The organism is Hymenobacter sp. (assembly GCF_036388155.1).
Taxonomy (GTDB): Bacteria; Bacteroidota; Bacteroidia; order Cytophagales; family Hymenobacteraceae; genus Hymenobacter.
In genome coordinates this window covers 13281-26281 of sequence record NZ_DASVSI010000035.1, presented here as the reverse complement: position 1 = coordinate 26281, position 13001 = coordinate 13281, and the positions used below count along the sequence as shown (strand labels likewise).

At 63.5% G+C, this 13001-nt stretch carries 7 protein-coding genes; 2 read left to right on the top strand and 5 right to left on the bottom strand.

The genetic code is table 11. From position 1 onward, the window contains the following. Positions 1 to 54: 54 nt before the first annotated feature. Positions 55 to 2148 (bottom strand): phosphate acetyltransferase, encoded by a 2094-nt coding sequence (gene pta, locus VF629_RS05150; RefSeq protein WP_331057384.1) that lies wholly within the window; start codon positions 2146 to 2148, stop codon positions 55 to 57. A gap of 174 nt (positions 2149 to 2322) precedes the next feature. On the opposite strand from pta, the gene VF629_RS05145 reads away from it, so the two are divergent. Then, a complete protein-coding gene (locus tag VF629_RS05145) occupies positions 2323 to 4110 on the top strand; it encodes a hypothetical protein (RefSeq protein ID WP_331057383.1) in 1788 nt (595 codons plus the stop codon). A gap of 252 nt (positions 4111 to 4362) precedes the next feature. On the opposite strand, the gene VF629_RS05140 is transcribed toward VF629_RS05145, so the two are convergent. From VF629_RS05140 to VF629_RS05130, 3 genes are all read right to left on the bottom strand, one after another. Beyond that, positions 4363 to 7593 carry a class I SAM-dependent DNA methyltransferase gene (locus tag VF629_RS05140; protein WP_331057382.1) on the bottom strand — a complete coding sequence of 1077 codons (3231 nt, stop codon included), beginning with the start codon at positions 7591 to 7593 and terminating at the stop codon, positions 4363 to 4365. Continuing rightward, entirely contained in the window at positions 7565 to 7837 is a 273-nt protein-coding gene (locus VF629_RS05135) for a type IIL restriction-modification enzyme MmeI (RefSeq protein ID WP_331057381.1), read from the bottom strand. Before VF629_RS05135 ends, VF629_RS05140 begins: the two co-directional genes overlap by 29 nt. A gap of 206 nt (positions 7838 to 8043) precedes the next feature. Beyond that, a complete protein-coding gene (locus VF629_RS05130) occupies positions 8044 to 8997 on the bottom strand; it encodes an IS481 family transposase (protein ID WP_331057380.1) in 954 nt (317 codons plus the stop codon). A 226-nt stretch (positions 8998 to 9223) separates the two neighbouring features. On the opposite strand from VF629_RS05130, the gene VF629_RS05125 reads away from it, so the two are divergent. After that, positions 9224 to 10099, top strand: a complete 876-nt coding sequence (locus VF629_RS05125) for an RICIN domain-containing protein (protein ID WP_331057379.1) — start codon at positions 9224 to 9226, stop codon at positions 10097 to 10099. A 352-nt stretch (positions 10100 to 10451) separates the two neighbouring features. Here the strand turns inward: VF629_RS05125 and VF629_RS05120 are convergent, their stop codons facing one another. Then, the gene (locus VF629_RS05120; protein ID WP_331057378.1) at positions 10452 to 12896 is read right to left on the bottom strand and encodes a TonB-dependent receptor; all 2445 of its coding nucleotides are present in this window, start codon (positions 12894 to 12896) and stop codon (positions 10452 to 10454) included. Positions 12897 to 13001 lie beyond the last annotated feature (105 nt).

Genomic DNA, 13001 nt, shown 5'->3' with positions numbered 1-13001 from the left:
CCCCGGTGGGGAGGGGCCGGGGTGGGGTTACGAAAGAAGAGCCAAGCTACGGTTTTACCCCTGCTGGCTTTGGATGGCGGTGATGACTACCGTATTGAATACATCGTCCACCGTGCAGCCGCGGCTTAGGTCGTTTACGGGCTTGTTCAGGCCTTGCAGCACGGGACCAATGGCCAGGGCGCCGGTTTCGCGCTGCACGGCTTTGTAGGTGTTGTTGCCGGTGTTTAGGTCGGGGAAAATGAGGACGCTGGCTTGGCCGGCTACTTCCGAGTCGGGTAGCTTCTGACGGCCTACCAGCGGGTCCACGGCGGCGTCATACTGAATGGGGCCATCCACTTTCAGGTCGGGGCGTTTCTGGCGGACCAGCTCGGTAGCTAGTCGCACCTTTTCCACGTCGGCCCCGGCGCCAGAGGTGCCCGAGGAGTAGGAAAGCATGGCCACCCGTGGCTCGATGCCGAAAGCCAGGCTGCTATCGGCGGAGGAAATGGCGATTTCGGCTAGCTGCTCGGCGGTGGGGTTGGGGTTCACGGCGCAGTCGCCGAACACGGCCACTCGGTCGGGCAGGCACATGAAAAACACCGACGACACCACCGACACGCCGGGCTTTGTTTTGATGAACTGCAGGGCCGGCCGGATGGTGTGCTGCGTGGTATGCACCGCCCCCGACACCATGCCGTCGGCGTGGCCCTTGTGCACCATCATCGAGCCGAAATACGACACGTCGCGCAGCAGGTCGCGGGCCATGTCGTGGTTCACGCCCTTGTCCTTGCGCAGCTCATAAAACGTCTCCACGTAGTCGGCGTAGTGCTCCGACTGCACCGGGTCGATGATGCGCAGGTGGCCGGCGGGCAGGTTCAGGCCCAGACGTTTGGCCGAGGCGGCTACCTCGCCGGGGTCGCCAAGAATGGTGAGGTCCACGATGTCTTGGTGGAGCAGCTGCGCGGCGGCCCGCAGGATGCGGTCGTCGTTGCCTTCGGGCAGCACAATGTGGCGCCGCGAGCGCTTGGCCCACTGCAGCAGCCGGTACTGAAACATGTGCGGCGTGAGGCCTTCGGACTGGAAGCTGACGAGCTTCTCCTCCAGCGCCTGCACGTCCACGTACCGCTGGAAGGCGCTGATGGCCAGCTGAATTTTCTTGGGATTGTCGGGCGTGAGGCGCGAGCGGATGGCGGCCACGCGCGTGGTGGTTTCGAAAGTGCCGGTGGGCACGGCCAGGATGGGCACCACGTTGGGCAGGCCTTTCAACAGGCGCAGGATGGGCTCGTCGGGCTCGGAGCCGGCCGTGAGCACGAGGCCCGCCACCCGCGGGTAGTTGGCCGACATGTTGGCCTGCAATGCGGCCACGATGATGTCGCCCCGGTCGCCGGGCGTCACAATCAGTACGTTGTCTTTGAGGTAGTTCAGGAACTGGGGCACTTGCATAGCCCCGATGATGTAGTTGTCGACCTGCGCGCCCAGCTGGTCTTCGCCGAAGAGCAATTTGCCGTCCAGCCCGGCGTGAATTTCTCGCATGGTGGGGTGGAGCAGGTTGGGGTCGTCGGGGATGACGGCCAGTAGCACCTCGGCCGGCAGCTGGCTGCGCAAGAGCTGGCGGACATCGTCGGCTTGGGCGGGCGCCACGCGGTTAGCCACTACCAGCAGCACCGGCACCTCGCGAGCCTCAAAGCCCTGCATGAGCGTGAGCACCGCGCTGATGGTTTCTGCCGTGCCTTTACTGGCGCCCGACACCACCAGGATGACCGGCACGCCCAGGTTTTTGGCAATGGACACGTTGGCGTCGAACTCAATGGCCGTGCCCGCGCCCACAAAGTCGCTGCCCTCCACCACGGTGAAGTCGTGGGCGTCTTCCCACTGCTTGAACTTGCGGATGATGTGGTCAATCAGCTCGCCCTGAGCGCCGGCTTCGAGCAGGCGCAGGGCCTCGGCGCGGGTGTAGGCGTAGGTGTCGGCGGGGGGCAGCGGCAGCTTGAAGTGGGCCGCCACCGTGCCGATGTGCGCGTCGGGCTGCTGGGCGGGGTCGTGGTCGATGAGGGGCTTGAAGTAGCCGACTTTGCGGGCCTGGCCCAGCAGCATGTTCACCAGCCCCAGCGCCACCAGGGACTTGCCGCTGTAGGGCTCGGCGGTGGCAATGAAAACAGCTTTCGTCATGCCAGGGCTAACGTAGGAGCTTGCCGCGGCGTTGGGCCGGGCTGATACCTGAGGCGTGCGGCCCGGAGTAACTGCCGCTGGCACGGCCGCTCCGGTGCCGCAACAACAAATTTTTGGGCCGGCCAGCTTACCTCGGGCCCCTATATTTAGCGAGCCAAGTCAATTCTACCAGAGATGAAGCAAGAAGAAAAGCAGCCCGGGCGGGCAGTGGAGTTGGCTGCTTCCCACATCGCAACCACCTCGCTGACCCGGCCCGTGTCGGGCGCCGAAACCGAAGACCCCCAAAAACCCGTGGCCTTGCTCGTGACCCACGGCATGGGCCAGCAGGTGCCGTTTGCCACCCTGGCCGCCGTGGTGGAGCTGTTGCAGGGCCCCCAGCCGCCGGGCGCCCCAGTCGTGACCCACGTCCGATTTCTGGACCCCGACCGCCGGCGCGAAACCTGGCTGCCCCGGGCCGAGCTGCAAGTGGCCAGCCTCGACGGGCAGGCCGCTCGCACGGTGCACGTGTACGAGACCTACTGGGCGCCCCTCACGGAAGGCAACATCTCGCTGTCGGAAGTGGTGCGGTTCATGGCCTCGGCGGGGTGGCGGGGGCTGCGGCTGCGCCCCCGGCGAGGCGAGAAAGCCAAAACCTTCCGGCGGTGGCTGTTCGGCGGGATACGGGAATTTGCCATCCCCAACCAAACCATGTGGGGCCTGCTGGCGGCCCTGCTGCTGGTGGTGTCGCTGGTGGTCGTGAACACCCTGCTGACGCTGGTGGCGGGCGCCAACCTGCTGGGGTTCTCGAAGCTGTCGGAAATGCCGGCCAAGCTGGTGGACTACCTCACCCTGGACCTGCTGATTTTGCTGGGGCCGGCCCTGCTGGCTGGTACCGGCCTGTGGCTCAGCCAAAAAGTTATGCTAAAGCTTGGCAAGCTGAAGCGCAAGGCGAGCAGCCGGCTGCCACTCAGCCCCCGGGAAGCCCGGCAGCTGGCCGCCCTGCGAATCGTGAATTTGGTGCGGGGTCTCACCTGGACGCTGCTGGTGGTGGCCGGCGTGGCCCTGGTGGTGGCCACGTTCGTGACGGCGTGGCACTACTTCACCATCGACCACGCGCTGGCTCCCGGCGAGCCCAACCCCAGCGTGGTGCTCAGCGGCATCCAAGGGCTCCTGCCCGGCTGGCTCGGCGCCCTGCCCGAAGAACTTAAAACGCCCAACTGGGCCGCCATTGTGCGCCGGGGGTTCATTGGGGCGGTGTGGGGCGCCACGGTGGGCATCAGCTTGTACCTGCGAAGCTTTTTGGTGCAGTACATGGGCGACGTGGCCATCTATCTCGACGCCTACAAGGTGGACCGGTTTCATCGGGTGCGCAAGGAGGTAAGGCGCCAAGCCTACCAAACGGCCTGCGCGCTCTACGGGGCCCGCCAAGGGGCCAGCGACGACCCCCGCGCGCCCTTGCCCTTGGCCTACGACCGGATTGTGCTGGCGGGGCATTCGCTCGGCTCGGTGGTGGCCTACGACGCGCTCAACGCCACGCTGCACCTCGACGAGAGCATGGGGCACCCGCTGCACGCCGATGCCCGCACCGGCGGCCTCATCACCTTCGGCTCGCCCCTCGACAAAACGGCCTACATCTTCCACACCCAAACCAACGCCACGTCGGTGCGCCCGCCGCTCACGGCCTCGGTGCAGCCGCTGCTGCGCGCGTGGCGGGCGCGCCACTACGTGACGTGGATTAACATTCACTCGCCCAACGACATCATCAGCGGCAAGCTGGACTACTACGACGCGGCGCCGGCCGACCAGATACCGGGCTACCAGGCCGTGGACAACCGCATCGACGAGGACGCCCGCACCCCGCTGGCCGCGCACGGCCAGTACTGGAACAACCAGGCCCTGGCTCAGGCCCTGCGGGAACGAATTTTTGCCCAGCGCCCCGAAGACCCCGCGACGGCCGCGCAAGCCCCCGGCCGCCCAGCCTGAGCGTTTGGCCGGGGCCGCAGTAGGCGTATTGTCCGGTCCGACCGCCCTAGGCGGTCCGACCGGTTGAAGGGCGCGCCACATCAGGGCAACAATGACCGGTCGGACCGCCTAGGGCGGTCGGACCGGCGGCTCGGTCCGCTGTGTGCCTGCTTCTGTGCCACTACGATAGCGCAGCTCCGTGGTCAGCGTACCCGCTGGGCACGGTCGCGCTACTGCCCAAGGGCGGCGGGGCACATGCGCCAGGGCCGGCGGCTACGCCACGTAAGCCCCTTCCGGCGTCTGCCGCACCAAAGCTAAAGCGGCCAGCGTGGCCAGCAGCGGCTCCACTTTCTCGGGTTTCAGGCGCTTGAAGCCGGCGGCTACCTGGGCGGCGCTCAGCGGCTGGGCGGCTTGCTGGAGGGCGTCGCGCAGGGCCTGCATCTGCTGGGCCAGCTCGGTGGGGAAGGGAATAGGGGAAGAGGGGACAGGGGATACGGCGAGCGCAAGGGCGGGCTGGCTAGTGCCCGTATTCCCTATCCCTTTTTCCTTATCCCCTTGCCCCTGGTAGGCCGGGCGCAGGTAGCGGACGTGCCCGCCGGCTTCCTCACGGGCGCGCTCGTGGTTGAGGCGCACGAGGCGCGTGAGAATCTCGGCCTCTGGCAAGGGGGCGGGCCAGGCGTAGGCGTCGGCTACGGCGTTGTCGAGCTGCTGGTGCAGGCTGAGGACCACGGAAGCGAGGCCCTGCTGGTTCACGGTCTGGTCTTTGGCCGACAAGGGCTGGGCGGCGCGCAGCTTCTCCACCACGTTGTAGAGGTCGGTGAGGGTGAGGCTGGGATGCAGAGCCTGCTGGCGCTTGCGGTGGGCGTCGAGCTGTTCGGCCAGCTCGCGGATGCGGGCCTGCTGCGTTGGCGTGGCGGCGGGGAAAGGGAATGGGTCGAAGCAGCGGGATTTGTTGTAGCGTGGCGTATTACCGCCCAAATCGCCACCGGATGCCAATGCAAAAACCATATGAATTCGACTTGACAAAACACCTAACGTGAATGCATCATCAGAAGCTATTACGACTGCTGTGCCTTCCGCTACCCAATCTCCTGGAACGAATGTGAAGGTGCGATGCTTTACGGTTTCGGCCGACACGATGTACTGGCTCAGACCTTTTACTGCCGCCCTCATTGAAGGCTGGTTCTCCCCGAATAGCCACCACTTTTGACGCTTTGATTCGCGTGGGTTATGGTCTCGCTCAGGTTTAACGTGCATTAAAAGCCGTTGGTATGCGTCAGGGAATTGCTGTGTTAATTCATCGGTCGTATATCCAGTCGCATCAATAACATGCAGCCCACGAGGAGATTTAACCAAGTCTTGTCCACCGATAAATCTTTTGATTAGATTCCGGCTACTTGTTGACTCTAACGCTTTAGTTGTCAGATTGTCAATGACAAAGCCCTGGCCGTAGAACTTTACGCCCAAAAAGCAGAGGCCAGAATTTGATTCTAAAATTCTAGTGATTGTAACATCTGCGCCAACTGACAAATCAGAATTGATTACGCCTTCTTGCTCGGCAAAATCAACTTCAACAGTTTCATCAGATGTTGCACGCTCATTAATTACGGTTAGCAGTCTTCCAGTTGAGGAACCACGTTGCGCTACGGTCATAGCAATGCGAACAGCCGCACCTTCTGCCCCGTCTACCCAAGGATGGTCTGGGATTACAAAGTCAAGCGAAATAGGAGACTTTTCATCAGTCAGAAATTGCTCTATCATACGACGATTAAAAATCATTGTGATGGAGTTGGTGGTAATAAATCCGAGGCGTTCGACTTTTCCGGCTTGCAACAGTTTGGCAGCATTGTACCACCAATACATAACCAAATCGGCGGAGTCAGGCACTACACCTTTGTAAGCTTTGCGAAGTGCTTCGGCGTAACCGTCACCTAGCGCAAGTCGCATTCTTTTCATGCCCACAAACGGCGGATTCCCAATAATAAAATCAGCATCTGGCCACTTAGCGGGTTCAGGTTTAGGATAATCTAAAACCGTAACCTGTGCCTTTTCATCAGGCACTTCGGCATTCGTGACGGGATTGATTTTCATTGTAAACCCGTCCCAGCGGGTCACGGGCTGGCCGTGGGCGTCGCGGCGGGGCGTGGGCGCGTCGTGGCGCAGCACCGCGTCCTGCTGGCGGATGTTCTGGTACTCATCAAGCAGGGGCTCGGCCAGCTGGGTGATGCCGTGGGTGCGCAGGTGCCACTGCAGGTAGCCGATGCGCAGCACCACGTCGGCAATGGCGGCGGCGCGCGGGTTCAGCTCCAGGCCCAGCAGCTGCCGGGGCGACACGGTGGTGCCCCCGCCGAGGTCGAGCAGGCCAGTTTGGCCGAAGGCGTTGATGGCGGCCAGCACCTCGCCTTCCAGCCGCTTGAGGTGCTCCAGCGTGACGTAGAGAAAGTTGCCGGAGCCGCAGGCCGGGTCCAGGATGCGCAGCGAGGTGAGGCGGGTGAGGAAGCGCACCAGCTCCTGGCGGGCCTCGCGGGGCTGGCCTTCGTCGAGGCGGCGGGCGCTGGCGGCCTGGGCGGCGGTCCACTCCCGGCGTAGGGGTTCGAGCACGGTGGGCAGCACCAGGCGCTCTACGTAGCGGCGCGGGGTGTAGTGGGCGCCCAGGCTGTGGCGCTCCTTGGGGTCGAGGGCGCGTTCGAGCAGGGTGCCGAAGATGGCGGGCTCCACCTCGGTCCAGTCGGCTTCGGCGGCTTTGAGCAACAGGGCCATCTGGTCGGGGGTGAGGGGCAGGGCGGTGGCGTCGTGGAAGAGCTTGCCGTTGAAGCGGCGCAGGCGGGCCTTGAGGTCGGGCGAGAAGCCGCCGGTGTCCATGGTGGCCCACAGGCCGCGCAGGGCATCGGGCAGAAACTCGCGCAGCTTCGGCGTGGAGTAGGTGCGCAGCATGCCCGTGAAGCTGGTTTTGGGAATCAGCCCCACGTCCTCCGAGAACATCGTGAACAGGCAGCGCATCAGGAACTGGGCCACCACTTCGGGCGCGTGCCCGGCCCGCTCTAGCTGGGCACTCACGCCGGCCAGGTAGCCGGCCAGCTCCCGCGTGACGCGGGCGGCGCGGCGGCTGGGGTCCAGCTCGCGGGGCGTCTCCCACACCTGGCGCAGCAGCGCGCGGGTGCCCTCGTCGGCCAGCGCCGAGAGCGGCAGCCGGAACCGGGCCTGGTCGGGAAAGGGCACGAAGGAATCGCCGACGCCGGCAAAGTTCGCGTACACGTCGATGCAGTAGCTCACGTCCACCACCAGCACAAACAGGGGCCGGGGCTCGTCGGGCGGCAGGGCGCGCACGTAGCCCAGGGCCTGCTGGCGGGCGGCCTGCATCATCTGCTCCCATTTTATCGTGCCGCGGGTGGCGTGGCCGTAACGGCGCTTCTCAGGGCTGAGGCCCAGTTCACGCCTGTCCTTGTCCGGTGCTTCGGAATCTAAGCCAGTAAAATTACTGCCTACGCCCTGTTTTGTCTCCAATATAAAGCAGCCGCACTTGTATAACGCGCTTGTATAAGTCGATGCGGCCGGTGCTCTTCTTGGGCCCGTCGTGGAAGGTGACGGCGCGCTCCAGCACGTACTGGTCCTGGGAGGCAGTGTCAGTGGTCGGGGCCGGCTTCGGCACGCCCAGCAGGTCGCAGAGGTCTTGCAGGAAGAGGCCGTAGTTGGCGCGCTCGGCGCCGCCGGAGTTGCGCCAGCGGGCGGCGAAGTCGGGGTAGGTCACGAAGGGTAGATTAATGCGGCTACAAGTTAGCGGCGCAGTAGGTTATTGTTGGGCTGAAAGTGCTTCAGCGCCGAACTGAATTATCCGTCATGCAGAGCGCAGCGAAGCATCTCGCGTGAGGTAGTAAACCAATCGATTGAATTGCTACTGCACACGAGATGCTTCGCTGCGCTCTACATGACGGGCTTTCGGCGTGACGGGGTTGTTTAGGTGTATAGTCCCAGCGTGAGGTGGGTCGGGTCGTGGTTAAAATTAACGGGATTTTTCTGCCACTGGGCGCACACGAATTCGTGCGGAGTGAGGCCGCGCAAGGTCTTCAATCGTTTGGCGTGGTTATAGGCCAGCAAAAAGGCCTGCAGGTGCTCGTTTAACTCGGCCGTGGTCTGGTAATGGTAGCGCTGGACCGTCGCTTCTTTACTCGTGCGGTTCATGCGCTCGAGCTGGCCGTTGGTCCAGGGATGGCCCGGCTTAGTGAAGCGGTGCTCGATGCCGTGCTCGGCGCAGACGCGGTCGAAGATGTGGCGAAAGGCCCAAGGCTGGTGGCGCATGTTGCCGAACGGGACGCCGTTGTCGGTCCGCACCGCATGCACCCGCCGGTACGGCAGCTTGGCCAGCACCCGGCGCAAAAAGTCGGCGGCGGCCCTTTTGGTGGCCTGCGGCTGCAGCTCGGCAAAGGCCACTTTGCTGGTGCGGTCAATGGCCACGAACAGATGTTGGCGGCCTTCTTCGGATTGCACTTCCGCAAAACCGACGTGCAGGTAGCCGATGGGGCAGTCCTTAAACTTGTTTCTGGGCACGCGCAGCCCATCTTCCGTCAAGGGCAGGCAGCTGACGCCGTGGCGCTGAAAGCAACGGTGCCGGGCCGAACGCGAAAGGTGCGGAATCGTGGCTTGCCAGGCGTAGAGGCAGTCGTTGAGGGCCAGCAACGTGTGGCGGCGAAAAGCGACAGCCACGGCCTCTTGCTCGGCCGTGAGCACCGTTGAAGCCGGTGTGGGGCCCATCCGGGCGTCTTGAACCGTGGGGCGTTTGCCCCATTTGGCGACGGTTTTCGGGTTGACGCCGTGGCGGGCGGCTAGCGCTTGTAGGCTTTCCTGACTACGTTGGATAGCACCCCGTACTGCCTGAGTTGTGCGGGCGCACCCGTGGAGTATCTGTCCCATAGCATTGTGCGAAATTCTGAACCGGAAAATACACCACCTCACCCTGGGACTATACACCTAGGAAGTGAGAAATTTTCGTTTTTACACAAACGATTGTGTAAAAACGAAAATAAATCCATATACTTGTCTTCTCCCAAACCTGCTAGAAATCTGTAGCGCGCATTATCTGCGTCCTGCTTTTCTGAAATCGTTTGATTTTTCTTCACAAAAACCCACCCCAACACTTATGAGAAAAACGGTACTCTTTAGCGCACTGGCTACGCTTGCTTTGCTGGGCGCTGGCCATGTTGCTTCAGCGCAGGGCCCCCTCACCAACGGCGGCATCTACAAAATCACCCGCTACGGAACGGTGGCCGACGGCTCGGCCGCGGCCTTTGGCGTGCCGGCGGGCACCGCCCTGTGCCTGGACATAGACCGGGACCTGGCCACGGCCGGAGCCGCCGTGGCGCAGTGGGGCGACAACGGCATCAACGCCCAGCGCTACGTCTTCGAGCTGCAAACCGACGGCTCCTTCAAGCTGCGCCACCTGGGCACGGTGATGTACGTGCAAACCGTGGGCCTCAGCAAAACCATTGGCGCGCTGCTGGAACAGAACGTCTTGCTGGCCACCGGCGACGACGCCCAGCGCTGGCTCATCACCGACCCCAACGGCAACGGCCGCTACAAATTCACCCTGAAAAACTCGGCCAACGCGGCCGGCGTGTCGCAGGTGCTGGAAATTGGCAACGCCAGCCCCGCGCCGGGCTACCGCGCCAACGTCTGGGAAGACAACGGCTTTGAGCCCGCCCAGCGTTGGACCTTGGTGCGCACCGCCCTGGCTACCAAAAGCAATACCGGCGCCGCCCCGCTCTGGCTGCAAGCCTACCCCAACCCCCTCATCCAAGGCCAGCGCCTCAACCTGCGCGTGGAAGCCCAGCGCCCCGGCGCCGCCGAGATTGTAGTAATGGACGGCCAGGGCCGCAAAGTATTTAGCCAGCACACCTCCCTGCAAAAAGGCGGCAACCCGATTCTGCTCAACAGCGCCCCGCTGGCCCCCGGCCTCTACCTCGTGCGCATGCACCAAGAGGGGTTCGTGCAGCAAACCCAGGTGGTGGTGCAATAGGCGAGTAGCCCCGTGGTATAAATGTCTCTCAACCCCGGCTGGCCCAATCAGTCGGGGTTTTTCGTGGGAAAGCGTAAGTAGGTCGTCAACAGTAGCTAAATCACAATTTCCCCCTCAAGTAAAGTAGCCGCTTAAGTAAAATAGCCGGTCATGCTGAGCGGAGTCGAAGCATTTCGCCCGCGCCTCTTGTCATCCTGAGCACAGCGAAGGACCTTATCCAGCCAGAAGCCGTGAGAAGATGTTTCGCTACGCTCAACATGACAGATGGAGCGGGCGAGATGCTTCGGCTGCGCTCAGCATGACCAGCTATTTTAATGTGTTAAACGCAAGTACCTAGTCCTAGTAGGGTATCCTAGAACTCCACGATGAACCCAATTGTCGGCACTACCAGCGCATCATCATCGGCTAGCAGGATGGGGTTGGCGTTGCGGCCGTCGGGGCGCAGGGGCTGGCCGTCGGTGGTGGTGTAGCCGGCGTTGTCGGCAGTGCGCTCAAAGGTGTAGGTGGGCACCGAGACGGGCTTGGTGAGCAGGGCGTTCTGCACGTCGACGTAGAAATCGAAGCTCAGGCGGCGCAGGCTGATTTTCTTGTCGAGGCGCAGGTCCAGCTGCTGGAAGCCGGCGAGGCGCCGGGTGTTGAGCTGGCGGTAGTTCAAAATGCCGGTGCCCACGGCTTGGTAGCTGGCGCGGCTGGCCTCTTCGTCGTAGGGTGTGTAGGGCCCGCCGCCGCCCACGCGGTACTTGGCGCCCAGCTCCCAGCCGCGGCCCAGCTGGTAGCCCAGCAGCGCCGAACCCAGGAAACGCGTGTCCCAGGCCGAGGGCTTGTAAATGCCATCCAGCCCCGTAAACTCCGAGCGAAAACCGGTGGCCGACACGATGGCGAACAGCTTGCCGCTGAGCTTCTGCTGAAAAAAGGCTTCGGCCCCGTAGGCGCGGCCCTTGCCCGTGCTGGTCACGGCCTCGTTGCCGATGGCATTGAAGTCGCCGCCCAAGTTGGCCAGGCTGATGCCGTCGCGCACCGACACCGGGTAGTTGGCGTACTTCTTATAAAAGCCTTCCAGCGTGAAGCGGGTGGCCTTGCCCGGCAGCCACTCCAGCCCGGCCACCGCGTGGTCGGAGCGGATGTAGCGGCCGTTGGCATTCACGCGCCTGCCCGCTTCGTTGGTAAAACCAAGAATGGTGCTGGGCGGAATCTTGAAGTAGCGCCCCAGCGAGGCGTTCAGGTTGAGCGTGGGCAGCAGGGCGTAGCTCAGCGAGGCGCGGGGCGACAGCGTGCGGTCGAGGCGGTAGCCTTCCGTGAAGGCCGAAGTGCCGTCGGCCCGGATGCCGGCTGACACGGTCAGGCGATTTTCGGCGCCATAAGTGCGCGTGGCCTGGGCAAAAGCGCCGTAGCGAACGAAGTCCAGGTCGGTCTGGAAGCGCACCGTGACGCCGGGACTGACGAGCTGGCCGGTGGCGGTGTCGCGCACTTCGCTGCGCAGGCGCTGCACGAGGTTGTTGTCGTAGTGCTGCAGCTGGCCCACCAGGCCGTAGCTGTACTGCCAGCGGCCCACGCGCTTGTTCACGTCGGCGCGCAGCTTGTTTTCGGTTTCGCCGGTGCGGGCGCCCAGCTTGCGGTAGGCTTCCTGGCCCTCAAAACCGTACTCGAAGGCGTTGGCGTCGCTGGCCTGCTGGGTGCGGCTCAGGGCCACGTTCACGAAGCCGTTGTCTACCAGCCGGCGTAGGTTCAGGCCCACGGTGTAGTTCCACTGGTCGATGGTGGGGTTGGAACGCAGGATGTATTCTTTGGACGGCGAGCTTTCCTTGGGGGGTACTACCTCAAAGTGGTCGATGGCGCCCAGGCCCAGGGTAGTGAGCGTGGTTTTGGGCGAAATCCTGGTCGTCGTCTTGAATTGAAAGTCGTAGAAATCCGGCCGGATGGGCAAGTCAATCAGCTTGAACAGCACCTGCAAATAGCTGCGCCGGGCCGAGGCCAGAAACGTGGTGTTGGAGGTGAGCGGCCCTTCCAGCGTAGCCGCCACTTCGGTGCCCGACGTCCGCAGGTTGCCCTGAATGCGCTCGGAATTGCCGTCGCGCTGTCGGAACTGCAGCACCGAGCTCAGGGCGTTGTCGTACCGTGCGTTAAACGCCGAGCTGCTCAGCGTCACGTCCTCAATGAAGCTCACGTTGAGGATGCCGGCCGGGCCGCCCGCGCTGCCTTGGGTGGGGAAGTGGTTGATGACCGGCACCTCAATGCCGTCCAGGTAATACACGTTTTCGTTCGGCGCCCCGCCCCGGATGATGATGTCGTTGCGGAAGCCGGCCGTGCCGCCGCTGCCCCCGCCGCCCACGCCCGGCAGGCTTTGCACTACCCTGGAAATGTCGAAGTTGCCGCCCGGGTTGCTTTTGATTTCTTCGGTGGTGAGGCGCTGCACGCTCAAGGGCGTTTCGGGCGTGGCCACCCGAATGGCGCGGCTGGCCGTCACGGTCACTTCGCCCAGGGCCTGGGGCACGGTGTTCAGCTCCAGGTTGAGGGTGTTGACGTTGCCGCTGCTTAGGGCAATGTTGGAGCGCAGGAGCGGGTCGTAGCCCACGAAGGTGGCGCGCAGGTTGTAGGCGCCGGCCGGCACGCCCGTGAGGCGGTAGCGCCCCTCGGCGTCGGTGGCGGTGCCGAACTCCGTGCCTTCCAGCGTGATGCTGACGCCGGGCAATACCTCTTGGGTGGCGCGGTCGCGCACGGTACCGGCCACGGTGCTTACGTTTTGGGCGTGGGAGGCAAATGCAACAAGCAGGAAAAGCAGGAGGGTAAAAAGACGCATGTAGCAGCAAGTAGGAGGCAGGGCAAATGTTTTGAGCAGGTAGAGCAAACCGCGCTGCCACTCTCTCGCAGAAAGGGAAAGGCAGACCAATGCAGGGGAAGCGCG

Coding starts and splice junctions, on each gene's coding strand:
- VF629_RS05120 (WP_331057378.1), bottom strand. CDS start 12,896: ATGCGTCTTTTTACCCTCCTGCTTTTCCTGCTTGTTGCATTTGCCTCC.
- VF629_RS05130 (WP_331057380.1), bottom strand. CDS start 8,997: ATGGGACAGATACTCCACGGGTGCGCCCGCACAACTCAGGCAGTACGG.
- VF629_RS05145 (WP_331057383.1), top strand. CDS start 2,323: ATGAAGCAAGAAGAAAAGCAGCCCGGGCGGGCAGTGGAGTTGGCTGCT.
- pta (WP_331057384.1), bottom strand. CDS start 2,148: ATGACGAAAGCTGTTTTCATTGCCACCGCCGAGCCCTACAGCGGCAAG.
- VF629_RS05125 (WP_331057379.1), top strand. CDS start 9,224: ATGAGAAAAACGGTACTCTTTAGCGCACTGGCTACGCTTGCTTTGCTG.